Genomic DNA, 21963 nt, shown 5'->3' with positions numbered 1-21963 from the left:
TCAGCGATATCCTGCGCTGATGACCACGACCGAAGACAGTGCCGTCTCGTCGCCGCCCCGGGCCGCCATCATGGCCCGCAACCTGCGGACCGACAACTGGCGGCGGGGCCCGATCCTGACCGTTCTCGGGATCACCGCCTGGGTCGCGTACGCGACCTTCCGGGTCTTCTACCAAGGCGACTACTGGGTGGCGGACTACCACTACCTGACGCCGTTCTACTCCCCCTGCGTCTCCGAGGGGTGCGTCCCTGAATCCGCCCACTTCGGACGGTTCCTGCCGGACCACCCGCTGATCCCGTACGCGGCGCTGAGCCTGCCGTTCCTGCTGGCGTTCCGGCTCACCTGCTACTACTACCGCAAGGCCTACTACCGGTCCTTCTGGCTCTCGCCGCCCGCGTGCGCCGTCCCCGACGGGCACCCGCGCTACACCGGCGAGACCCGCTTCCCGCTGATCCTGCAGAACTTCCACCGGTACTTCTTCTACCTGGCGTTCGCGATCTCGCTCATCAACACCTGGGACGCGATCCTGGCCTTCCACTCCCCCGACGGCTTCGGCATCGGCCTGGGGAACGTCGTCCTCCTGGCCAACGTGCTGCTGCTGTGGTGCTACACGCTCGGCTGCCACTCGTGCCGGCACGTCATGGGCGGTCGGATGAAGCACTTCTCGAAGCACCCGATCCGCTATCGCCTCTGGACGTTCTCCAGCGCGCTCAACGCCCGCCACATGATGTGGGCCTGGATCACCCTGGCGTCCTTGGCGCTCACGGACTTCTACGTCATGGCCGTCGCCGCCGGCTGGATCACCGACCTCCGATTCGTCGGGTAGAGGGGCAGACCATGAACGACATCAACGAGGTCGAGCACCTCTCCTGCGACGTCCTCGTCATCGGCGCGGGCGGGGCCGGGCTCCGGGCCGCCGTCGAGGCGCGGCTGGCGGGCAAGAGCGTCATCGTCATCTCCAAGTCCCTGTTCGGCAAGGCGCACACCGTCATGGCCGAAGGCGGCGCGGCCGCCGCGATGGGCAACGTCAACTCGAACGACAACTGGCAGGTCCACTTCCGCGACACGATGCGCGGCGGCAAGTTCCTCAACAACTACCGGATGGCCGAGCTGCACGCCCAGGAGGCGCCGGAGCGGATCTGGGAGCTCGAAACGTATGGGGCCCTGTTCGACCGGACCGCCGACGGCAAGATCAGCCAGCGTAACTTCGGCGGCCACGAGTACCCGCGCCTCGCGCACGTGGGCGACCGCACCGGGCTCGAGCTGATCCGCACCCTGCAGCAGAAGCTCGTCTCGCTGCAGCAGGACGACGAAGCGGCCGGCGAGACCGAGCCGAAGCTCCAGGTCATCGATGAAACGACGATCACCGAGCTGTTCACCGCGGGCGGCGCCGTGAAGGGCGCCTTCGGGTACCGGCGCGGCACCGGGCGGTTCATGGCGGTCGCCGCGCCCGCGATCGTGCTCGCCACGGGCGGCATCGGGCGCTCGTTCAAGGTCACCTCGAACTCGTGGGAGTACACCGGGGACGGCCACGCGCTCGCGCTGCGGGCCGGCGCGAAGCTCGTCAACATGGAGTTCATCCAGTTCCACCCCACCGGGATGGTCTGGCCCCCTTCGGTGCGCGGCATCCTCGTCACCGAGTCGGTGCGCGGCGACGGCGGGGTGCTGAAGAACGCCGAGGGCAGGCGGTTCATGTTCGACTACATCCCCGAGGTGTTCAAGGCGCAGTACGCCGACAACCCCGAGGAGGCCGACCGCTGGTACACCGACCCCGACCACAACCGCCGCCCTCCGGAGCTGCTGCCGCGCGACGAGGTCGCGCGGGCCATCAACGCGGAGGTCAAGGCGGGCAGGGGGACCGAGCACGGCGGCGTCTACCTCGACATCGCGTCCCGGCGCAGCGCCGACTACATCCGCGGGCGGCTCCCCTCGATGCACCACCAGTTCAAGGAACTGGCCGACGTGGACATCACGACCGAGCCGATGGAGGTCGGCCCGACCTGCCACTACATCATGGGCGGCATCGAGGTCGACGCCGACACGACCGCGTCGGCCGTCACCGGACTGTTCGCGGCCGGGGAGGTCTCGGGCGGGATGCACGGCTCGAACCGGCTCGGCGGGAACTCCCTGTCGGACCTGCTCGTGTTCGGCAAGCGCGCGGGCGAGTACGCGGCCGCGCACGCCTCGGCGGCCGAGCCGCCGAAGCTCAGCGACGACGAGATCGCGGCGGCGGCCGAGGACGCCTTGCGGCCCTTCGGGAACGACGGCGAGAACCCGTTCGCGCTGCAGAACGCCATGCAGGCGATCAACGGCCGCCTCGTCGGGATCATCCGCCGGGCGGGCGAACTCCAGGAGGCGCTCCACGAGCTTGCGGCCCTCGATGAGCGGATCGCGAACGTCAGCGCGACCGGCGGTCGGGCCTACAACCCCGGCTGGCACCTGGCGCTGGATCTGCGCAACATGTACCTCTGCTCGGTCGCGACCGCGATGGCCGCGCTGGAGCGGGACGAGTCGCGCGGCGGGCACACCCGCGAGGACGCGCCGGGCATGGACCCCGAGTGGCGCAAGGTGAACCTCGTGGCCTCGCTCGAAGACGGGGAGGTGCGGCTGGAGCGGCAGGCGGTCCCGGCGATGACCCGGGAGCTCCTGGGCCTGTTCGACGAGACCGAGCTCGCCAAGTACATGACCCCCGAGGAATACCGGCCCGGAGCGGCCGAGGAGGAGTCCCGATGAACGAGCGGACGTTCAGGGTGTGGCGGGGCGACGCCGGAGGCGGCGACTTCGCCGAGTTCGACGTCGAGGTCAACGAGGGCGAGGTGGTCCTCGACGTGGTGCACCGGATCCAGGCCGAGCAGGCGCCCGACCTCGCCGTGCGGTGGAACTGCAAGGCCGGCAAGTGCGGCTCGTGCTCGGCCGAGGTGAACGGCATGCCGCGGCTGATGTGCATGACCCGCATGAACCTCTTCGAGGAGGGCGAGGCGGTCACGATCACGCCGCTGCGGACCTTCCCGGTCGTGCGCGACCTCGTCACCGACGTGTCCTTCAACTACGAGAAGGCGCGGCGGATGCCGGCGTTCGCGCCGCCCGCCGACCTCGAGCCGGGCGAGTACCGGATGCAGCAGGTCGACGTGGAGCGGAGCCAGGAGTTCCGCAAGTGCATCGAGTGCTTCCTGTGCCAGAACACCTGCCACGTGGTGCGCGACCACGAGGAGAACAAGCCGCCGTTCTCGGGCCCGCGCCTGTTCATCCGCGCGGCCGAGCTCGACATGCACCCGCTCGACGCGCGGGACGACCGGCGCGAGCAGGCCCAGGACGACCAGGGCCTGGGCTACTGCAACATCACCAAGTGCTGCACCGAGGTGTGCCCCGAGCACATCAAGATCACCGACAACGCGATCATCCCGATGAAGGAGCGCGTCGCCGGGGACCGGTACGACCCGCTGGTGTGGCTGGGCCGCAAGATCTTCCGCAAGTAGAGGAAGGGTCCGCGCCGGACGGCGCGGACCCTTTCCCTTTGCTCTGCTTAAGCGGTCTGGACCAGGTCGACCTCGACCTGGATGTTGCCGCGCGTCGCGTTGGAGTAGGGGCAGACCTCGTGGGCCTTGGCGACGAGGCCCTCGGCGACCGAGCGCTCTGCGCCCGGGGTCGAGACCTCGAGGATGGCGCTGAGCCCGAAGCCATCGCCCTGCTTGTGGATGCCGACGGAGGCTTCGACCGTGGAGTCGCCGAGGTCCACCTTGGCCTGGCGGGCGATCATCTGGAGCGCGCTGTGGAAGCAGGCCGCGTAGCCCGCGGCGAACAGCTGCTCGGGGTTGGCCTTGCCGCCGGGGCCGCCGAGCTCCTTCTGGATGGCCAGGTCGAGGGCGATGATGCCGTCGCCGGTGGCGACGTGCCCGTTGCGGCCTTCGCCGGAGGAGACGGCGTTCGCGACGTAGAGCGCTTGTTCCATGTGGTTTTCCCTTGCCTATTCGGTGGTTTCGCGGGTGCGGATGGCGGCGGTGAACTCGTGGAGCTTGTCGCGCAGGGCGACCAGCTCCTCGTAGGACATGTCCGAGGCGGTGCCGACGACCTGGGTGACCTCGCAGCCCTCGCGCTCGAGCGCAGCCCCGGCCTCGGTGAGGTGCACGGTGACGCGCCGCTCGTCGTCCGACTCGCGGCGGCGCTCGACGAACCCGGCGGCCTCGAGCCGCTTGAGCAGCGGTGAGACGGTGCCGGAGTCGAGCTGGAGCTCGTCGCCGAGGGCGGTGACGGTGAGGCCGTCGGTCTCCCACAGCGCCATGAGGACCAGGAACTGCGGGTAGGTCAAGCCGAGCTTGTCGAGCAGCGGCCGGTAGAGGCCGGTCACCGCGCGGGAGGCGGTGTACAGCGCGAAGCAGGCCTGCTCGCGGAGCCTCGGTGTCCTGTCCATGGGGACGACGATAGTGCACAACTGAGTTGTGCGCAACCTAGTTGTGTGTGACTTGAATTTTAGGAATGCTTGCCGAAGCGGACGTGGGTCGCGATATCCCGGAGCGCGGCCTCGGGGTCGTCCTTGACCGCCTGCGGGAAGTTCCCGCCCATGAGCAGGCCCGCGAAGCCGTGGACGAGGGACCAGGCGCCCAGCGCCTCGGCGTTGAACGCGGCGTCGGGGCGCTGCGCGCCGGCGCCGCGCACGAGCGCGTCGTTCGAGCGCGACTCGGCGCGCTGCAGGTCGGGGTCGTCCTCGTGGAGCAGCTCGGGCCGGAACATCGTCTCGAAATACGCCTTGTTGTCGATGGCGAAGCGCACGTAGGCGACGCCGACCTCGACGAAGTCGCCGGTCGCCTCCCACGCCCGCTCCAGTGCGTCCGCGAAGCGGTCGTAGCCCTCGGCGGCTACCGCCGTCAGGAGCCCGGCCTTGTCGCCGAAGTGGTGGGCCGGGGCGGCGTGCGAGACGCCCGCCCGCTTGGCGACGGCCCGCAGGCTCAGGGCGCTCGGCCCGCTTTCGGCGATGGCCTCGACGGCGGCCGCGATGAGCGCCCGGCGCAGGTCCCCGTGGTGGTAGCGATCGGTCACAAGCACCACTGTAGCGCGGATCTTGACAGTGTCAAACACCACTACGGCCATCTCGGCGAATAACTTGACACTGTCAAGACTCCCGCGTACGTTGGGTTTCCACAACGCTCACGATTGGAACCCCTGATGTTCGAGTCCACTCTCGCCCTCAGCGACGCCTCCCGCATCATCGCCGGCGTCGTCCTGCTCACCATCGTCACCATCGAGTTCGGCGGCACCTTCCTGCTGCGCATCGCCGCCGGCAAGGTCCCGCTCACCGACTTCCAGAAGGCGTTCTCGCGCGCCGGGCACGCCCACGCGGGCGTCCTCGTCATCCTGAGCCTCGTGACCTTGATCCTCGCCGACGCCACGGGCCTCGAAGGCCTCTGGGGCTGGGTCGGGCGCATCGCGGTCCCGGCCGCCGCGGTCCTCATGTCCGGCGGGTTCTTCGCCGCCATGGCCGGAGCCGGGCGCACCGTCCCCAACCGTTTCATCGCGATCGTCTACGCCGGCGCGGCGAGCCTCGCGCTCGGCGTCCTGACCCTCGGGATCGGCCTGCTCGCCGCCTGACGCACCGGTCTTCCGCAACACAGCACCAGGTCGCGCCGTGCGGCGGCGGCGCGGCCCCGCCTAGACTTGACCCTCGTGAAACTCAGCATCGGCATCGTCGGCCTGCCCAACGTCGGCAAGAGCACGCTCTTCAACGCGCTGACCCGCTCGGAGATCCTGGCCGCGAACTACCCCTTCGCGACCATCGAACCGAACGTCGGCGTGGTCGCCGTCCCCGACGCCCGCCTCCCGAAGCTGGCCGAGGTCTACGATTCGGAGAAGATCCTCCCCGCCACCGTGACCTTCGTCGACATCGCGGGCCTGGTCAAGGGCGCCTCCGAAGGCGCGGGCAAGGGCAACCAGTTCCTCTCCAACATCCGCGAGACCTCGGCCATCGCCCAGGTCGTGCGGGTCTTCGAGGACGGCAACGTCACCCACGTCGACGGCAAGGTCTCGCCCGTCGACGACATCGAGACGATCAACACCGAACTGATCCTCGCCGACCTCCAGACCGTCGAGAACGCCCTCAAGCGCCTCGAGCGCGAAGCGCGCATGAACAAGGACGCCAAGGCCAAGCTCGAGGCCGTCCAGACCGCGCAGCAGGTCCTCGACTCCGGCAAGACCGTCTTCGCCGCCGGGCTCGACACCGAGCTCCTCTACGACCTGCACCTGCTCACCGCGAAGCCGTTCATCTACGTCTTCAACGTCGACGAGGACCAGGTCGCCGACGAAGCGCTGGCCGCGAAGCTCCGCGCGCTCGTCGCCCCCGCCCAGGCGGTGCTCCTCGACGCCAAGTTCGAGTCCGAGCTCATCGACCTCGACGAGGCCGAGGCCCGCGAACTGCTCGAGTCCACCGGCCAGACCGAGCCGGGCCTCGACCGCCTCGCCAGCGTCGGCTTCGAGACCCTCGGCCTGCAGACCTACCTCACCGCGGGCCCGAAGGAGACCCGGGCCTGGACGATCAAGAAGGGCGCGACCGCCCCCGAGGCGGCCGGCGAGATCCACACCGACTTCCAGCGCGGCTTCATCAAGGCCGAGATCGTCTCCTTCGACGACCTCATGGAGGCCGGGACCATGCAGGCCGCCAAGGCCGCCGGCAAGGTCCGCATGGAGGGCAAGGATTACGTCATGGCCGACGGCGACGTGGTCGAGTTCCGCTTCAACGTCTGAGACCGGGGTTTAAACACGCCTTTCCTTGAGCACTAAGGAATCTGACGCCGCGACGATCGGGTCGCGGCGTCTTCGATCTCGGAGGTGGGGCGGATGAGCCGTGAAGTGGCGGTCGTGACCGGCGGCGGGCAGGGCATCGGGAAGGCGATCGTCGAGCGGCTGCTCGCCGAGGACCGGGCGGTCGTCGTCGTGGAGATGCGCGACGAGCGGCTCGAATGGCTCGACGAGGCGATCAGCGAGAGCCGCGCCTGGGTCGTCGTCGGCGACGCGGGCGAGGACGCCGTCGCCGCGCGGGCCGTCGCCGCCGCCGAATCCCTCGGCGCGCTCACCGGCTGGGTCAACAACGCCGCGCTGTTCCACGACGCCTGGCTCCACGAAGTGGGCGGCGCGGGGGTCATGGAGTTGGTGCGCCGCAACCTCCAACCCTGCCTCGCCGGGGCGGCCGCCGCGGTGGCCGCGTTCCGGGTCCAGGGCGTCCCCGGCAGCATCGTCAACATCTCGTCGCATCAAGCGCAGCGGGCCGTGCGCGGCGCGCTGCCGTACGCGACGGCGAAGGCCGCGATGGAGGGGCTGACGCGGGCGCTCGCGGTCGACTACGGGCCCTGGGACGTCCGGGTGAACGCGCTGGCGCTCGGGTCGGTGGCGACCGAGCGGCTGCGTTCGCTGGAGGAGTCGGGCGCCGAGGCGTACGCGCGGGTCGAGGCGGCGATCCGGGACCTGCACCCGCTCGGCCGGGCGGGCGAGGCGGCGGAGGTCGCCGACACGGTCGCGTTCCTGCTCTCGGCGCGTTCCTCGTTCATCAGCGGCGCCGTGCTCCCGGTCGACGGCGCCCGCTCGGCGCAGGGCCACGACCCCGAGGCGGTCATGCCTTCCTGACGGACCCGGGACACGCGAGCGGCGGACCGGCGGGGAGGTGGGGTCCCCGGCGGTCCGCCGTGCGGGTCGTTCTATTCGCCGCGCCTGAGCCAGCGGAAGCGGCCCTTGGAGGAGTCCTCCGGGGCGGCGAGTTCGCCGGCGATGGTGATGTACGCGGTCTCGACGCGGCCCGCGAAGGTCACGTCGGTGAGGCTGAATCCGCCTTCTCTGGCGAGCACGATGAGCGTGGCTTCATCGGTGCGCGACACGTCAGGCCTGACCCCGAGCGTGTCGGCGAAGATCTTGATGTGTTCGGCGAGCTCCGCGTGCTGGGAATCGTCGAGCGGCAGCGACCGCGAGAGGCGGCCGTCGCCATCCGCTACCCAACCGTTGAGCTCCCTCAGTGCATCCAGCAGCACGTTGTCGTCTTGCTCCGTTCTCCCCATATGGCACCATCGCCATTTCGTCCTGGCCGCGTCCGGCAAACCGGTGCCCTGCCGAAGCAGGGCCGCGACCGATCAGTAAGGTTGGTCTGATTCGGCTCCGACGGACACGGGGGCTTCGTGTCTGAATTGTCGCCGGATCTTTATCGTTTCTGAACCGAGTCTTGCGCGTCTCCCAGTTTCTGTCCAGACCGGCAAATGGGATCAATCGGTGATACCGGATGCGGCGGTACAGTTCTTGTCTGGTTTTGTGCTGGTGGACACGATTCCTGACCGTAGGGTCTACGCCGCATCATCCGAACGTATGAACAACACGTTGCTCATTAGTGGTCACTGCTCGTGATCTGACGCGCCAAAGATAACGAAACGCCCTCAACCCGGCAACGGCCGCGAAGTCCGCGCGGCCCCGCGGCGCCGATAAGCTCTTGCGGTGAACGAACCGAAAGTCGTAGTGGGCGCCGCCATCCGCGCCGGCGACCGCGTCCTCGCGGCCGCGCGCGCCTACCCGCCCGAACTCGCCGGGCTCTGGGAGTTCCCCGGCGGCAAGGTCGAACCCGGCGAGACCGAGACCGAAGCGCTCGTACGCGAATGCCGCGAGGAACTCGGCGTCGCCATCGCGGTCGGCGAGCGCGTCGGCGGCGACCTCGCGACCGGCGGCGGCCGCTACCTCCTGCGCGTCTACTTCGCCGAACTGACCGCAGGCGAGCCGCACGCGAAGGAGCACGCCGAGCTGCGCTGGCTCGGCCCCGCCGAGCTCGACTCGGTCCCGTGGCTCCCCGGCAACCGCCCGGCCGTGGAGGCGCTCAAGGCCCTCCTGAGCGCCTGAACGCCGCCTCCCGAGGGCCGAGATGCGGCTAGTGCTCACCCTCTGGCCTGCATAGACTGACGCTCCGTGCCGAATGGGGGAGGTCGCCGAGTGGCCGCAGTGGACATCGTGATCCGGGGAGCCGAGATCGCCGACGGCACCGGTGCGCCCCGGTTCCGGGCCGACGTCGGGGTCGACGGCGGCCGGATCGCGTCGATCGGCGCCGAGCGCCTCGACGGCCGCCGCGTCATCGACGCGGACGGCCTGGTCCTCTCCCCCGGCTTCATCGACATGCACGCCCACTCGGAGCTGGCGGTCCTCGCCGACCGCGACCACCTCGCGAAGCTCGGCCAGGGCTGCACCCTCGAAGTGCTCGGCCAGGACGGCCTGTCGTACGCGCCGGTCGACGAGGCCACCGCGCCGCAGATGTGGGAGGCCATCGCCGCGTGGAACGGCCGCCTCGACGTGGACTTCGACTGGCGCACGGTCGGCGAGTACCTCGACCGCCTGGACCGCGGCATCCCGACCAACGCGGCCTACCTCGTCCCCCACGGCACCGTGCGGATGCTCGCGATGGGCTGGGAGGACCGCGAACCGGCGCCCGCCGAGCTCGAGGCCATGAAAGCCCAAGTCGCCCAAGGCATGGAAGCGGGCGCTTTCGGACTCTCGGCGGGGCTGAGCTACGCCCCCGGCATGTACGCGACCACCGCAGAGCTGGTCGAATTGTGCAAGGTCGTCGCCTCGTACGGCGGCTACTTCAGCCCCCACCAGCGCAGTTACGGCGCCGGTGCGATGGAGGGCTACGCGGAGATGATCGAAATCGGCCGCCGCGCGAACTGCGCCCTGCACCTCGCGCACGCCACCCTGAACTACCCGGTCAACGAGGGCCGCGCCGCCGAACTCCTCAAACTCATCGACGAAGGCCTCGACGAGGGCCTGCCGATCAGCCTCGACACCTACCCGTACCTGCCCGGGATGACGATGCTCGCGGCGCTCCTGCCGAGCTGGTCGGTCGCGGGAGGCTATGGGGCCCTTGCCGAACGCCTCCGCAGCGACGAGCAGCGGGCGCGCATCGTCCACGAGCTCGACGTCGAGGGCACCGACGGCGCGAACGGCGTCCCCGTCGACTGGTCCAGGATCGAGATCGCGGGCGTCGCCAAGCCCGGCCTGCGGCACCTGGTGGGCCGGCGCGTCGCCGAGGCCGCCGGAGCGGAGCGGCCCTCGGCGTTCTTCCTCGACCTCATCGCCGAGGACGACTTCAGCACCGCGTGCCTCATGCACGTGGGCAACGAGGAGAACGTCCGCGCGATCATGCGCCACGGCGTCCACACCGGATCGACGGACGGCGTCCTCGCGGGCGACAAGATCCACCCGCGCGCCTGGGGCTCGTTCGCCCGCTACCTCGGCCATTACACCCGCGACCTCGGCCTCATGACCGTCGAGGACTGCGTCGCCCACCTGACCGGCCGCCCCGCCGCGACCCTCGGCCTCACCGACCGGGGCCTCGTCAAGGAGGGCTTCGCGGCCGACCTCGTCCTCTTCGACCCCGAGACCGTGGACGCCCGCTCCACGTTCGAGGAGCCCCGCCGCCAGGCGGCGGGCGTCCCCTATGTCGTCGTCAACGGCGCCTTGGCCATCGACGACGGCCGGCGCACCGAGGCCCTCGCGGGCCGCTCGGTGCGCCGGCGCGCATAGCGAAAGGGGCGGCGGACCGGAGGTTTGACCCCCGGCTTCCGGCCCGCCGCCCCGGTTCTCGCACCGGCGCCCTGACGAGACGATGGATCAGGGCGCCGGAGACTCGTTACTTCAGACCCGAGGTCGAGAAGCCCTGCACGAAGAAACGCTGGAAGAACAGGAACAGCAGCAGCACGGGCAGGATGAACATGGTGCTGCCCGCCGCGAGCAGGTTCTGGACCGGGAAGCCCTTCTCGTTGACGTACCCGGCGGTCATCTTGACGGCCAGGGTCGTCGTCTCGTCGCTGAGCAGCAGGCTCGGCGCGATGAAGTCGCCCCAGCTGGCGGTGAAGGTCAGCACCATGCACGCGGCCAGCACGGGCCACGACTGCGGGATGAAGATCTTCCAGAAGATCCGCACATGGCCGCAGCCGTCGAGGACCGCCGCCTCCTCCAGCTCCTTCGGCATGCCCGAGAAGAACTGGCGGAACAGGAAGATCATGTACGCGGCGCCGCTGAGGCCCCAGAGGATCCACGGGATGTACGTGTCGACGAAGCCGAGCTTGGCGAACATCAGGTACGTCGGGATCAGGGTGATGATGCCGGGCATCATCATCGTCGAGATCAGGAGCCCGAACCAGAACTTCTTGCCGGGGGCCGAGAGCCGCGCGAACCCGTACGCCATCCACGCCGACGAGATGGTGGTCAGCACCGACGAGAGCGTGGCGAGAATCAGCGAGTTCCGGGCGTAGCCGAGGAAGTCGATGTAGGTGAGGGCGTCGAGGTAGTTGTGCCACTGCGGCGTCTCGGGGAACAGCTGGATCGGGAAGACCGACAGCTCGTTCGGGGCCTTCAGCGAGGTGAGGATGAGCCAGCCGAGCGGGCCGGAGAAGATCACGGCGAGCGTGATCAGCGCGATGTAGAGGGCCGTCATGCGGGCCCGGCGCGCGAAGTCGACGTTCATCAGCCCTCCTTCCGCTCAGAGGGGTCGACCCCGCCGTAGAAGACCGCGCGGTTGCCGATCTTGAACACGATGCCGGTGATGAGGAGTACGAAGAGGAAGAGCACCCACAGCAGCGCCGAGGCGTACCCGAAGTGGCTCTTGGCGAAGTACTCGGCGTAGACGTGCACCATGAAGAAGTAGTTGCCCTCGGGCACGGCCGTGACCGCGGCGGCGCCGTTGACGGGCGCGAGCAGCAACGAGGGCACGAACACCTGGAGCGAGCCGATCACGCCGGTGACCACCTGGAAGAAGATGATCGGGCTGAGGATCGGCAGGGTGATCTTGAAGAACGAGTAGACCGGGCCCGCGCCGTCCACTCGGGCCGCTTCGAGCAGCTCCTTCGGCACGTCCTGCAGTGCGGCGAGGGAGACGATCATCGACCCGCCGACGCCCCACAGCATCATGAGGATGAGCACGGAGCGCACCCACGGGTCGGCCAGCCAGGAGATCGGCTCGCCGCCGACCGCGCCGATGGCGGCGTTGGCCGCGCCGGCGTTCTTGTCGAAGATGATCTTGAACGTGAGCGCGGCGGCCACGCCGGGCACGACGGCGGGCAGGTAGAACAGGGCCCGGAAGAGCGCGCGCCCCTTGAAGTCGCGATTGAGCATCACCGCCATCAGCAGGCCCGCGGCGACGCCCGTGGGCACGGTCGCGAGCATGAAGATCCCGGTGCGGCCCAGGGACGCCAGGGTCTGCCCGTCCTGGAAGACCCTGACGTAGTTGTCCATGCCCACATAGGACCAGTGCGGGGAGAGCCCGTCGGTGTTGGTGAGGCTCATCCAGAACGCGTAGCCGAGCGGGAAGAGCGTCAGCAGCACGAACCCGGCGATCCACGGGCCGACGAACAGGTAGAACGTCCGGGGGCGGGTGCCCGCCCGGCCGCGCTTCCCACGGCGCGGCCGGGCGGTCCCGGGGGGAGTCTCGCGCGACGCTGTGAGCGTTGCGGTCACTTCACCAGCTCCTTGCCTTCGTCCAGGAGCGCCTGCATGTCGTTGTTGAGCGTGTCGGCCAGCGCCCCGGCGGAGACGCCCTCGTTGATGGCGTCGGGCAGGTACTGGTTGAGCACGGCGTCGAGGGCCTCGACCTTGACGTACGGGGTGAAGGACAGGACCTTGAAGTAGTCGGCCTCGGCTTCGACGGCCGCGAGCGCCTGCTCCTGGGCGGGGGTGCCGACGGGCAGGTCAGCGCGGAGGGACAGGAGGCTCGGCATGCCCCAGCCGCCGGCGGCGCGCTCCTTGGCGGGGTCGCCGCCCATGAACCATTCGAAGAGCTGCCAGGCTTCGTCGTGGTTCTTGGAGGCCTTGGGGATCCAGTAGCCGGTGGCGCCGAAGCAGGGGCTGACGCGCTCGCCGCCCATGGTCGGGGCGGGGGCGAGGCGGGAGGTCTCGGCGAGGGCGGCCTCGGCGGCGATGGCGCCGCCGAACCAGTAGCCGGACCAGGACTGGGCGAGGCGGCCGGTCTGGTAGGGCGGCCAGTCCCAGCCGTCGGGGTTGGGCTCGACGGGGCTGAAGCCGACCTTGGCGCGGGCGTACTCGAGGTACCAGGTGAGGGCCTTCTGCGCTTCGGGCGAGGAGAAGTCGATGGTGCCGAGGTCGTCGGAGAGGAGGCTGCCGCCCGCGGAGGCGGTCATGTTGGTGAGGCTGATGAAGAGGCCGAGGCCGCCGGCCGAGAGGCCGTAGACGGTGGTGGTGTCGCCGTCCTTCTGGGTGAGCTGCCTGCCCATCTCGAGCCACTCGTCGTAGGTGACCGGCTCGGCGTCCGAGGGGTGGGCGACGCCGGCCGCGTCGAAGAGGGCGGTGTTGTACCAGAACATGGCGTCCTGGGAGTAGTCCTTGGCGAGGCCGTAGCGGGGGCCCTGGCCCTGGACGGAGCCGTCGTAGCGCCACACGTCGTTGATCGGGTCGATGTCGTCCTCTTTGAGCAGTTCGCTCTTGGCGAAGTAGTCGTCGAGGGGGAGCGCCAGGTCGCGGGAGACGATGTACGAGGTCTCGACGGCGCCGAGGCCGCGGACCAGGTCGGGGGCGGTGCCGCTGGCGAGCATGGCGGTGAGCTTGGTGGTGTCGACCTCGACGCGCTTGATCGTCATGCCGAGTTCCTTCTCGGCGGACTTGAGGAACTCGGGGCTGAACTCGTTCTCCGGGGCCATGATCGTCAGCGTCTTCTTGCCGCCGTCGCTGCCGCCTGCCGAAGGGGCGCAGGCGGAGAGGGCTCCGGCGCCGGCCGCGGCGGCCGCGCCGAGGGCCGAGCCGCGCATCAGGGTACGACGGGACACCGGCGTCCCGAGGGATCCACGCATGGGTTTTCGCCTTTCAGGAAGGGGTTCGAAAAGTCTGTGGACGAAGGCTAGCTCCACTCACATAAGTACGTCAATAGTCTTGACACAGATTTATGAGCGGGTTGTATGATCAGCGCATGCCCCGGACGAAGAGCGGATCCCTCCAGTCACTGCGCCGCGCGAACCAGGAACGGCTGCTCACCCTCTTGCTGCGCAAGGGACCTACGCACCGCGCCGAGCTCGCGCGCCGAGCCGACCTCTCCCGCACCACCGTGTCGACCATCGTTACCGAACTGATGTCCCGCGGCCTGGTGATCGAGCAGGACGGCGACCCCGACGGGGACGGCCGCGCCAAGGAGACGCTCGCGGTCAACCCGGGCGCGGCCGTCGCGCTCGGCCTCGACTTCACCTTCGACCACGTCTGGGTCCACCTCTCGGACCTGGCGCACAACGAGATCGCGGGCGCCGGCCGCGCCGTCGACCCCGACCTCGGCTGGTCCGAGCGCATCGACGTCGCCGCCGACCTCCTCGACGGGCTCATCGCCGAACACGGCCTCGACCGCGACCGGATCGTCGGCGCGGGCGTCGGCCTGCCCGGCCCCATCGAGAAGGCCACCGGCATCGTCTCCACCTCGCTGCCCGACCAGCCGTGGTCCCATGTGCACGCCGCCGACGAGTTCCAGCGGCGCCTGCGCCTGCCCGTCGCGATCGAGAACAACACCCGGCTCGAAGCCGTCGCCGAGGCCTACAGCGGCGCGGGCAGAGGCGTCCGCGACCTCATGTACGTGGGCCTGTCGAGCGGCATCGCCGCCGGGCTCATCCTCGACGGCCGGGTCTTCCGCGGCGCGGTCGGCGCCGCCGGGGAGCTCGGGCACACCTCGGTCGATGTGGACGGACCGGCGTGCCCGTGCGGCAACCGCGGCTGCCTCGTCCTCCACGCGGGCATCCCCGCGGTGCTGGGAGCGCTGCGTCCCCACCTGGGCGCCAAGGTCACCGTGGAGGACGTGCTCGCCGCCGCCGCGGCGGGCGACCGCGCCTGCGAAGGCGTCCTCGCCGACGTCGGCCAGATGACCGGCCGCGTCCTCGCCAGCCTCTGCAACCTCCTCAACCCCGAGCGGATCGTCATCGGCGGCGAGCTCGCCCGCGCCGGCGAAGTCCTGCTCGACCCGCTGCGCACCGCGATCCGCCGGTACGCGCTCACCCTCGTGCGCGAGGTCGACGTCGTCCCCGCCGCCCTCGACCTCGGCGCCCGCGCCGGCGCGGTCGGCGGCGCGGCCCTCATCCTCCGCGAACGCCCCGGCCTCGCCGCCGCCCTCGTCGACCTCACCGAACCCGCGGCGAAACCGCGCCAGCGCGGCAAAGCGGCCGCCGACGCCGATAAGGTCGCCGGATGAACCGATTCGAGGGAAAGGTCGCCGTCGTCACCGGCGGCGCCATGGGCATCGGGGCCGCGGTCGTCGCGCGCCTCGCGAGTGAAGGCGCGGTCGTGTACCTCGCCGACATCGACGGCGAAGCGGGGGCGCGCATCGTCGCCGAGACCGAAGGATCCGTCCACTTCGTCCACTGTGACGTCGCCGAGTCCGCGCACTGGCGCGACCTCGCCGCGCGGGCCATGGACGAGCACGGGCACGTCGACACGCTCGTCTCCAACGCCTACGCGCTGCGCTTCGGCGCCGCCCACGAACTGCCCGAGGACGACTGGGACCGCGTGCTCGACACGACCCTCAAGGCCACCTACCTCGGCGTCGCCGCGCTCGCCCAACCGCTCACGGCCGCCTGCGGCTCCGTCGTCGCCGTCTCCTCCGTGCACGCCCACGCCTCCATGCCCGGCTTCACCGCTTACGCCGCCGCCAAGGGCGGCCTCAGCGCGCTGGTGCGCCAGCTCGCCGTCGAATACGCCCCCGCCGTGCGCGTCAACGCCGTCGCGCCCGGCCCCATCCGCACCCGGCAATGGGACCGCGTGCCCCCCGCGGGGCAGGCCGAGGAGGCCGGGCGCACCCTCGCCGGACGCCTCGGCCGCGCCGAAGAGGTCGCCGCCGCGATCGCGTTCCTCGCCTCCGACGAGGCGGGCTACATCACCGGCGCCGAACTCCCCGTCGACGGCGGCCGGCTCGTCAGGCTCGCCTGACCCGATCCCTCCACAAGAGATAGAGGTTCCCTTGAACATCGCCAGCATCGAGACCTTCTTCGTCCGGCCCCGGTGGCTCTTCGTCCGCGTCGAGACCGACGACGGCCTCGTGGGCTGGGGCGAACCGATCGTCGAGGGCCGCGCCGAGGCCGTCGCCAGCGTCGTCGAGGCGCTCGCCGACCGGCTCATCGGCGAGGACGCCTCCCGCATCGAAGACCACTGGCAGGTCATGACCAAGGGCGGCTTCTACCGCGGCGGCCCGGTGCTCTCCAGCGCCGTCGCCGGCATCGACCAGGCCCTGTGGGACCTCAAGGGCAAGGCCCTCGGCGTGCCCGTCTACGAACTCCTCGGCGGCGCCGTGCGCGACACCGTCCGCGTCTACACCTGGATCGGCGGCGACTCCGCCCAGGCCCTCGCCGAAGACGCCCTGCGCGCCAAGGCGAACGGCTTCGACGCCGTCAAGTGCAACGCCGCGGCCCAGCTCGGCCACATCGAGACCGCCGCCCAGGTCCACCGCATCGTCGACCAGTTCACCGAGCTCCGCGCCGCCGTCGGCGACGACATGGACTTCGCGATCGACTTCCACGGCCGCTTCTCCACCGCCATGGCCCGCCGCGTCCTGCCGCTGCTGGAGCCGCTGTTCCCGCTGTTCGTCGAGGAGACGGTCCTGCCCGAGTTCTCCCGCGACCTGCGCGCGATCACCTCGAGCACCTCCATCCCGATCGCCACCGGCGAGCGCCTGTACTCCCGCTGGGACTACCGCGACGTGCTCTCCACCGGCATCGCGGTCGCCCAGCCCGACCTCTCGCACGCCGGCGGCATCTCCGAGGTCCGCCGCATCGCCGCCATGGCCGAGGCCTACGACGTGGCGCTCGCCCCGCACTGCCCGCTCGGGCCCATCGCGCTCGCGGCGAGCCTCCAGGTCGACTTCGCGGCCCCGAACTTCCTCATCCAGGAGCAGAGCCTCGGCATCCACTACAACGAGGACAACGACCTCCTCGACTACCTGGTGGACCCCGCGGTCTTCGCGTTCACCGACGGCGTCGTCAAGCGCCCCACCGGCCCCGGCCTGGGCATCGACATCGACGAGGCCGCGGTCCGCAAGGCCGCCAAGGACCCCCACCGCTGGCGCAACGAGATCTGGCGCCTCAAGGACGGCTCCTTCGCCGAATGGTGACTCCGGGGGCTCCCGCCGCGACGCCGGCGGGAGCCCTTGGACCGGTGGTCGGCCTGGGGCTCAACGCCGTCATCATGGTCCTGCTCGCCTCCGCCGACTCCAAGGAGTGGTGCCGCGACTGACTCAGGCACGAAAAAGCCCCCTGCCGCACAGCGGCAGGGGAGCCCGTGTCGTCGGGGCGGCTACTCGAACCCGCCGCCGAAGTCGCCTCCGCCGAAGTCCCCGCCGCCCAAATCGCCGCTGCCCGAGTCACCACCGGCGTCGCCGCCGTCAGCGCCCGCGTCGCCGCCGTCCGCTCCGGCATCGCTCCCGTAATCGGTGCCCTCGATCGCGCCCATCGCGTACGCGGGCGCGATCATCGCGTCGAAGACCATCATGCCGACGAACACGCCCGCCGCGCCCGCCAGCGCGGGCTGCCACCAGGGCGTGTTGTACCAGCCTGCCGGCACGGGACGCCCGTCGACGCGGCCGCCCGGGTAGTAGTGGCGGTTCTCGTCGCTCGGGTCGGGCGAGCCGGTGTAGCGGCGGCCCTCGACCTCGGCGCTGACCGGCTCGGTGAGCGCGCCGGTGCGGCGCTGGCCGCGCATGACGGGGACCTCGGGGCCGGGGTCCATGTCCATGGCGGTGCGGGCGGCGCGCACGTAGTTGAGGCCTTCGATGGCGGTCTCGGCGACGAGCCGGTACTGGTTGATCGAGCGGGCCGATTCCAGCTGCGAGCCCGCGGCCGTGTACCGCTCGCCGGCGTCGGCGAGGGCCTGGCCTGCGGGAAGGTTGTCGCCGGGGGCGGTGAGGTTCATGGTCTGGCCGCCGAGGCGCTCGTAGAGGCGCCGGGCCTCCGCCTCGGCATCGGCGAGTTCGACCTGCGCCCGCTTCTTATTGGATTGCACCACGAAGAAGATGACCAGGATCGCGACCACCAGCAGGGTCAACCACAGCTCCATGTACCGACTGTACCCGTGGCGCCCCGCCTAGACTGGCCCGTATGACGTGGGTCCTATTGGCGGTGGTGTGCCTGGCGGCGGGCGGTATCGGGGGCTGGTTCGCGGGGCGGTCGCGCCAGGCGGCCGAGCTGGCGGCGGCCACGGCGCGGCTGGAAGCGGCGGCGGACAACGAGCAGCGGCTCGAGTCGACGCTGAAGGCGGTCGCGTTCGAGGCGACGGACCACTCGCGCCAGGCGGTCGGGCAGGTGCTCGCACCGATCGCGGACACGTTGGCGCGGTATGAGACCCGCCTCGGCGACGTGGAGCGGGCCCGCGTGGACGCCTACGCGCAGTTGCGGATCCAGCTCTCGGGGGTCGCGGACATCTCGGAGGATCTGCGCGAGCAGACGGGCCGGCTGCTGGGGGCGCTGCGGTCGCCGCAGGTGCGCGGGCAGTGGGGCGAGGTGCAGCTGCGGCGGATCGTGGAGGCGGCCGGGATGGTCGAGCACTGCGACTTCTCCGAGCAGCACTCAGGGCTCGTCGACGGGCGCGGGGTGCGCCCCGACCTGGTCGTGCGCCTCTCCGGCGGGCGGACCCTCGTGGTGGACGCGAAGGCGCCGCTGCAGTCGTACCTGCAGGCGCTGGAATCGGAGGACGAGGCCGGGCGGGACCAGCTGCTGCGAATGCACGCGAAGCACCTGCGGCGACATGTGGAGTCGTTGGCGGGCAAGGAGTACTGGCGGGCGTTCGAGGACACGCCGGAGATGGTGGTGCTGTTCGTGCCCGCGGACGCGTTCCTGGACGCGGCGCTGCGGGGCGACCCTGCGCTGCTGGAGGACGCGTTCGCGCGCGGGGTGGTGATCGCCTCCCCGGCGACGCTGATGGCGCTGCTGCGGACGGTGGCGCACACGTGGCGGCAGGAGGCGCTGGCGCAGCACGCCAAGGAGGTCCACAAGCTCGGGCGGGAGCTGCACGAGCGGCTGGGCGCGGTGGCGGGGCACTTCTCGCGGCTCGGCTCGTCGCTGGAGGCGGCGGTCGGGTCCTACAACGCGGCGGTGGCGAGCGTCGAGTCGCGCCTGCTGGTGACGGCGCGGCGGTTCAGCGAACTCGAGGTCGCGGGCGACCCGCCGGAGTCTCCGGCCCCGGTGATCACCCCGGCGCGGAAGCCGGCGTGGGAGTCGGTGGAGGACCTCCGCCCCTAGCGCCCGCGCTCCGGGCAGCCCCCCACCCACCCGGGGGGCGTCCCCTGCTCAAGTGTTTCGCGGGGGTCCGACAAGAAACCCCGTTCTTACCGTCGTAAGGAAAGGTGTCACCCGAAAGAGGTCACCGGGGCTCAGGCGCGCCCGGCGGCCTTGAGGTCCTTGACGAGTTCGCGCGGCAACGAGAAGGTCAGCTTCTCGGTCACCGGCTCGAACTCCTCGACGCTCGTGAAGCCGCGTTCGGCCAAGTGCGCCAGCACATCCTGCACCAGGTTGTCCGGCACCGAGGCCCCCGAGGAAAGGCCCACAGTGGACGCTCCCTCGAGCCAGGCCTCGTCGATCTCGTGCGCGAAGTCGATCAGGTGACCGGCGCGCGCGCCGTGCTGGACCGCGACCTCGACCAGCCGCACCGAGTTCGAAGAGTTCTTCGACCCGACCACCAGCATCACGTCGCACTCCGCCGCGATGTCCTTGACCACCTGCTGGCGGTTCTGCGTCGCGTAGCAGATGTCGTCGCTCGGCGGGCTCTGCAGCATCGGCAGGCGCTGCTTCAACCGCCCCACCGTCTCCATCGTCTCGTCCACCGACAGCGTCGTCTGCGAGAGCCACACGACCTTCTCCGGGTCGCGCACCGTGATCCCGTCCACCGCGTCCGGCCCGTCCACGAGCTGGATGTGCTCGGGCGCCTCACCGGAGGTCCCGATGACCTCCTCGTGGCCCTCGTGGCCGATGAGCAGGATGTCGTAGTCCTCCTCGGCGTACCGCACGGCCTCCTTGTGCACCTTGGTCACCAGGGGGCACGTCGCGTCGATCGCCTTCAGGCCGCGCTCGGCCGCCTGGTCGTGCACCTCCGGCGCCACGCCGTGCGCCGAGAAGACCACCACCGAGCCCGGCGGCACCTCCTCGTTCTCCTCCACGAAGACCGCGCCCTTCCCGGCGAGGGTCTCCACCACATGCCGGTTGTGCACGATCTCCTTGCGCACGTACACCGGAGCGCCGTAGAGCTCCAGCGCCTTCTCGACGGTCACCACGGCCCGGTCCACGCCCGCGCAGTACCCGCGCGGCTTGGCCAACAACACTCGCTTCGGGTCTGCCACGCCTCGATGGTATCCGGCCGCCCGGTTTCGTCACACCCTGCAGTTAGTCTGGCCACGTGACCGACGCAGCGAGCAGCGCCACCGACAGCACCGCCAGCGCTTCCGGCCGCACCGGCCCCGCCACCGGGCCGGGCGTGCCGATGAGCGCCGAAAACCCGTGGCCGCTGCGGGTCGTCTCGAAGAAGATCGGCGACTGGCTCGCCCGCCTCGGCGAGGTGTGGACCGAGGGCCAGATCACCGAGATCAGCCACCGCGGCCGCACCGTCTACCTCACCCTCCGCGACCCGGCCGCCGAGGTCTCGATGCGGGTCGTCGACTTCACCGGCGCGGTCGCGGCGTGCGACCCGCCGCTGCGCGACGGCGCCCAGGTCGTCATCCGCGCCCAGGCCCAGTGGTGGGACAAGAACGGCTCGCTCTCGCTGCATGTGCGCGAGATCCGCCAGGTCGGCCTCGGCGAGCTCCTCGCCCGGCTCGAGCGCCTCAAGAAGCTGCTCGCCGCCGAGGGACTGTTCGCGGCCGAGCGCAAGAAGCCGCTGCCGTTCCTGCCCTACCGGATCGGTCTCATCACGGGCCGCGCCTCGGACGCGATGCGGGACGTGCTCAAGAACGCCAAGGCCCGCCTGCCGTCCGCGGACTTCGAGGTCCGCGAGGTCGCCGTCCAGGGGCCGCGCGCGGTCACCGAGGTCTGCGCGGCGCTGGCCGAGCTCGACCGGAACCCTGACGTCGAGGTGATCGTGATCGCCCGCGGCGGCGGTTCGATGGAGGACCTGCTGCCGTTCTCGGACGAGACGCTGTGCCGGGCCGTGGCCGAGGCGGTGACCCCGGTGGTGTCGGCGATCGGGCACGAGCCGGACACGCCGATCCTCGACTATGTGGCGGACTGGCGGGCCTCGACGCCCACCGAGGCGGGCAAGAAGGTGGTGCCCGACCTCGCGGAGGAGCAGCGCGGCCTGAACATCTGCCGCACCCGGCTGCGCCAGGCGCTGAACGCGATGGTGGCGCGGGAGGCCGACGGGCTCGCGGCGATGCGCGCCCGCCCGGTGATGGCGCGGCCGGAGACGATGCTGGAGGCCCGGGGCGAGGCGGTCGCGAACCTGACGCACCGGATGCGGGCGCGGGTGGATTCGCGGCTGGAGCGGTCCACGGACGACCTGGAGCATCTGCGGGCGCGGCTGCGGTCGCTGTCGCCGCAGTCCACACTCGACCGCGGGTACGCGATCGTCACGGACACGGAGTCGGGGGCGGTGCTGCGGGAGGCGGCGGCCGCCGGGGAGGCCATCGAAGTGCGGTTGGCGGCGGGTTCGCTGCGGGCCGCGGTCGTGCAGACGAGAGAGGAAGGGTAAGTGAGCGGGGAGCAGTTGACGTACGAGGAGGCCCGGGCGGAGCTCGTGGCCACGGTCGAGCGGCTCGAGGCGGGCGGGGCGACGCTCGAGGAGTCGCTGAAGCTCTGGGAGCGCGGCGAGCAGCTGGCCGACCTGTGCCAGTCGCATCTGGAGGGCGCGCGGGAGCGCCTGCGGGCGCGCACGGCGGCGGCGGCGGACGACGACGAGGACTGAGCCGCCGACCCCGAACGGTGCCATAGTTCCGGCGTTAGCCTTCCAAAACGGATATCTGGGTGAATTGACGGCTCGCCAGCTTCGCCGAGACCGGGGCCG

General features: G+C 70.7%; 23 protein-coding genes and 1 pseudogene. 15 read left to right on the top strand and 9 right to left on the bottom strand.

The genetic code is table 11. The annotated features are described in order from the left end of the window. Positions 1-19 precede the first annotated feature (19 nt). The 3 genes and pseudogenes from J5V16_RS23525 to J5V16_RS23515 all read left to right on the top strand — a co-directional run. The gene (locus tag J5V16_RS23525) at positions 20-826 is read left to right on the top strand and encodes a hypothetical protein (protein ID WP_208499742.1); all 807 of its coding nucleotides are present in this window, start codon (positions 20-22) and stop codon (positions 824-826) included. 11 nt (positions 827-837) lie between these two features. Next, complete coding sequence (locus tag J5V16_RS23520) at positions 838-2733, top strand: fumarate reductase/succinate dehydrogenase flavoprotein subunit (protein ID WP_243901609.1); 1896 nt, start codon at positions 838-840, stop codon at positions 2731-2733. Beyond that, a pseudogene (locus J5V16_RS23515) lies at positions 2730-3473 on the top strand (succinate dehydrogenase/fumarate reductase iron-sulfur subunit); the annotation flags it as partial. The gene J5V16_RS23520 and the pseudogene J5V16_RS23515, both read left to right, overlap by 4 nt. Positions 3474-3523: 50 nt before the next feature. Here the strand turns inward: J5V16_RS23515 and J5V16_RS23510 are convergent. Genes J5V16_RS23510 through J5V16_RS23500 form a run of 3 tightly spaced genes read right to left on the bottom strand, consistent with a single transcriptional unit; the run spans position 3524 to position 5040 of the window. Next, a complete protein-coding gene (locus J5V16_RS23510; protein WP_208499740.1) occupies positions 3524-3949 on the bottom strand; it encodes an organic hydroperoxide resistance protein in 426 nt (141 codons plus the stop codon). A 15-nt stretch (positions 3950-3964) separates the two neighbouring features. Further along, positions 3965-4408, bottom strand: a complete 444-nt coding sequence (locus J5V16_RS25265) for a MarR family winged helix-turn-helix transcriptional regulator (RefSeq protein WP_208499739.1) — start codon at positions 4406-4408, stop codon at positions 3965-3967. Between the two features lie 59 nt (positions 4409-4467). Next, positions 4468-5040 carry a TetR/AcrR family transcriptional regulator gene (locus J5V16_RS23500; RefSeq protein ID WP_408612517.1) on the bottom strand — a complete coding sequence of 191 codons (573 nt, stop codon included), beginning with the start codon at positions 5038-5040 and terminating at the stop codon, positions 4468-4470. Positions 5041-5160: 120 nt separating this feature from the next. On the opposite strand from J5V16_RS23500, the gene J5V16_RS23495 reads away from it, so the two are divergent. The 3 genes from J5V16_RS23495 (at position 5161) to J5V16_RS23485 (ending at position 7608) form a co-directional block, all read left to right on the top strand. Further along, positions 5161-5583, top strand: coding sequence for a hypothetical protein (locus tag J5V16_RS23495; protein WP_208499737.1), 423 nt, complete (start codon positions 5161-5163; stop codon positions 5581-5583). Positions 5584-5658: 75 nt separating this feature from the next. Continuing rightward, a complete protein-coding gene (gene ychF / locus J5V16_RS23490; protein WP_208499736.1) occupies positions 5659-6732 on the top strand; it encodes a redox-regulated ATPase YchF in 1074 nt (357 codons plus the stop codon). Positions 6733-6825: 93 nt separating this feature from the next. Beyond that, positions 6826-7608 carry an SDR family NAD(P)-dependent oxidoreductase gene (locus J5V16_RS23485; RefSeq protein ID WP_208499734.1) on the top strand — a complete coding sequence of 261 codons (783 nt, stop codon included), beginning with the start codon at positions 6826-6828 and terminating at the stop codon, positions 7606-7608. A 71-nt stretch (positions 7609-7679) separates the two neighbouring features. Here J5V16_RS23485 and J5V16_RS23480 read toward each other — a convergent pair whose 3' ends face one another. Continuing rightward, a complete protein-coding gene (locus J5V16_RS23480; RefSeq protein ID WP_208499733.1) occupies positions 7680-8033 on the bottom strand; it encodes a hypothetical protein in 354 nt (117 codons plus the stop codon). Positions 8034-8460: 427 nt separating this feature from the next. Between J5V16_RS23480 and J5V16_RS23475 the strand changes: the two genes are divergently transcribed. Next, on the top strand, positions 8461-8856 hold the full coding sequence (locus J5V16_RS23475) for a (deoxy)nucleoside triphosphate pyrophosphohydrolase (RefSeq protein WP_208499732.1): 396 nt from the start codon (positions 8461-8463) through the stop codon (positions 8854-8856). Positions 8857-8955: 99 nt separating this feature from the next. After that, entirely contained in the window at positions 8956-10530 is a 1575-nt protein-coding gene (locus J5V16_RS23470) for an N-acyl-D-amino-acid deacylase family protein (protein ID WP_208499773.1), read from the top strand. A gap of 106 nt (positions 10531-10636) precedes the next feature. Here J5V16_RS23470 and J5V16_RS23465 read toward each other — a convergent pair whose 3' ends face one another. The 3 genes from J5V16_RS23465 to J5V16_RS23455 are packed head-to-tail and all read right to left on the bottom strand — an operon-like array spanning position 10637 to position 13808. Further along, positions 10637-11473: a carbohydrate ABC transporter permease gene (locus tag J5V16_RS23465; RefSeq protein ID WP_208499731.1), complete on the bottom strand. Its 837-nt coding sequence runs from the start codon at positions 11471-11473 to the stop codon at positions 10637-10639. Further along, positions 11473-12462: a carbohydrate ABC transporter permease gene (locus tag J5V16_RS23460; protein ID WP_208499730.1), complete on the bottom strand. Its 990-nt coding sequence runs from the start codon at positions 12460-12462 to the stop codon at positions 11473-11475. Before J5V16_RS23460 ends, J5V16_RS23465 begins: the two co-directional genes overlap by 1 nt. Beyond that, positions 12459-13808: an extracellular solute-binding protein gene (locus J5V16_RS23455; protein WP_208499729.1), complete on the bottom strand. Its 1350-nt coding sequence runs from the start codon at positions 13806-13808 to the stop codon at positions 12459-12461. Before J5V16_RS23455 ends, J5V16_RS23460 begins: the two co-directional genes overlap by 4 nt. A 116-nt stretch (positions 13809-13924) precedes the next feature. Between J5V16_RS23455 and J5V16_RS23450 the strand changes: the two genes are divergently transcribed. From J5V16_RS23450 to J5V16_RS25175, 4 genes are read left to right on the top strand one after another with little or no spacing between them, the layout of a single operon-like run. After that, a complete protein-coding gene (locus tag J5V16_RS23450) occupies positions 13925-15181 on the top strand; it encodes an ROK family transcriptional regulator (RefSeq protein ID WP_208499728.1) in 1257 nt (418 codons plus the stop codon). Continuing rightward, positions 15178-15915, top strand: a complete 738-nt coding sequence (locus J5V16_RS23445) for an SDR family NAD(P)-dependent oxidoreductase (RefSeq protein WP_208499727.1) — start codon at positions 15178-15180, stop codon at positions 15913-15915. Before J5V16_RS23450 ends, J5V16_RS23445 begins: the two co-directional genes overlap by 4 nt. A gap of 31 nt (positions 15916-15946) precedes the next feature. Then, a complete protein-coding gene (gene dgoD, locus J5V16_RS23440) occupies positions 15947-17092 on the top strand; it encodes a galactonate dehydratase (RefSeq protein WP_208499726.1) in 1146 nt (381 codons plus the stop codon). Further along, positions 17086-17214 carry a hypothetical protein gene (locus J5V16_RS25175; RefSeq protein ID WP_255537592.1) on the top strand — a complete coding sequence of 43 codons (129 nt, stop codon included), beginning with the start codon at positions 17086-17088 and terminating at the stop codon, positions 17212-17214. Before dgoD ends, J5V16_RS25175 begins: the two co-directional genes overlap by 7 nt. 60 nt (positions 17215-17274) lie before the next feature. Here the strand turns inward: J5V16_RS25175 and J5V16_RS23435 are convergent, their stop codons facing one another. Beyond that, a complete protein-coding gene (locus J5V16_RS23435; RefSeq protein ID WP_208499725.1) occupies positions 17275-18033 on the bottom strand; it encodes a hypothetical protein in 759 nt (252 codons plus the stop codon). Between the two features lie 41 nt (positions 18034-18074). Here J5V16_RS23435 and J5V16_RS23430 point away from each other — a divergent pair, with 41 nt between their 5' ends. Beyond that, positions 18075-19214 (top strand): DNA recombination protein RmuC, encoded by a 1140-nt coding sequence (locus J5V16_RS23430; RefSeq protein WP_208499724.1) that lies wholly within the window; start codon positions 18075-18077, stop codon positions 19212-19214. A gap of 131 nt (positions 19215-19345) precedes the next feature. Here the strand turns inward: J5V16_RS23430 and J5V16_RS23425 are convergent, their stop codons facing one another. Beyond that, positions 19346-20308 carry a 4-hydroxy-3-methylbut-2-enyl diphosphate reductase gene (locus tag J5V16_RS23425; RefSeq protein ID WP_208499723.1) on the bottom strand — a complete coding sequence of 321 codons (963 nt, stop codon included), beginning with the start codon at positions 20306-20308 and terminating at the stop codon, positions 19346-19348. Positions 20309-20448: 140 nt separating this feature from the next. Here J5V16_RS23425 and xseA point away from each other — a divergent pair, with 140 nt between their 5' ends. Together xseA and J5V16_RS23415 are read left to right on the top strand one after the other, a co-directional pair. After that, a complete protein-coding gene (xseA, locus tag J5V16_RS23420; protein WP_208499770.1) occupies positions 20449-21651 on the top strand; it encodes an exodeoxyribonuclease VII large subunit in 1203 nt (400 codons plus the stop codon). Then, on the top strand, positions 21652-21864 hold the full coding sequence (locus J5V16_RS23415) for an exodeoxyribonuclease VII small subunit (protein WP_208499722.1): 213 nt from the start codon (positions 21652-21654) through the stop codon (positions 21862-21864). Positions 21865-21963 lie beyond the last annotated feature (99 nt).

This window comes from Glycomyces niveus, assembly GCF_017592475.1.
Taxonomy (GTDB): Bacteria; Actinomycetota; Actinomycetes; order Mycobacteriales; family Micromonosporaceae; genus Glycomyces; species Glycomyces niveus.
The sequence above is the reverse complement of the archived record's forward strand: the minus strand, read 5'-3'. Positions and strand labels throughout refer to the sequence as shown.

Coding starts and splice junctions, on each gene's coding strand:
- J5V16_RS23525 (WP_208499742.1), top strand. CDS start 20: ATGACCACGACCGAAGACAGTGCCGTCTCGTCGCCGCCCCGGGCCGCC.
- J5V16_RS23520 (WP_243901609.1), top strand. CDS start 838: ATGAACGACATCAACGAGGTCGAGCACCTCTCCTGCGACGTCCTCGTC.
- J5V16_RS23510 (WP_208499740.1), bottom strand. CDS start 3,949: ATGGAACAAGCGCTCTACGTCGCGAACGCCGTCTCCTCCGGCGAAGGC.
- J5V16_RS25265 (WP_208499739.1), bottom strand. CDS start 4,408: ATGGACAGGACACCGAGGCTCCGCGAGCAGGCCTGCTTCGCGCTGTAC.
- J5V16_RS23495 (WP_208499737.1), top strand. CDS start 5,161: ATGTTCGAGTCCACTCTCGCCCTCAGCGACGCCTCCCGCATCATCGCC.
- J5V16_RS23485 (WP_208499734.1), top strand. CDS start 6,826: ATGAGCCGTGAAGTGGCGGTCGTGACCGGCGGCGGGCAGGGCATCGGG.
- J5V16_RS23480 (WP_208499733.1), bottom strand. CDS start 8,033: ATGGGGAGAACGGAGCAAGACGACAACGTGCTGCTGGATGCACTGAGG.
- J5V16_RS23465 (WP_208499731.1), bottom strand. CDS start 11,473: ATGAACGTCGACTTCGCGCGCCGGGCCCGCATGACGGCCCTCTACATC.
- J5V16_RS23455 (WP_208499729.1), bottom strand. CDS start 13,808: ATGCGTGGATCCCTCGGGACGCCGGTGTCCCGTCGTACCCTGATGCGC.
- J5V16_RS23450 (WP_208499728.1), top strand. CDS start 13,925: ATGCCCCGGACGAAGAGCGGATCCCTCCAGTCACTGCGCCGCGCGAAC.
- J5V16_RS23445 (WP_208499727.1), top strand. CDS start 15,178: ATGAACCGATTCGAGGGAAAGGTCGCCGTCGTCACCGGCGGCGCCATG.
- J5V16_RS25175 (WP_255537592.1), top strand. CDS start 17,086: ATGGTGACTCCGGGGGCTCCCGCCGCGACGCCGGCGGGAGCCCTTGGA.
- J5V16_RS23435 (WP_208499725.1), bottom strand. CDS start 18,033: ATGGAGCTGTGGTTGACCCTGCTGGTGGTCGCGATCCTGGTCATCTTC.
- J5V16_RS23430 (WP_208499724.1), top strand. CDS start 18,075: ATGACGTGGGTCCTATTGGCGGTGGTGTGCCTGGCGGCGGGCGGTATC.
- xseA (WP_208499770.1), top strand. CDS start 20,449: ATGAGCGCCGAAAACCCGTGGCCGCTGCGGGTCGTCTCGAAGAAGATC.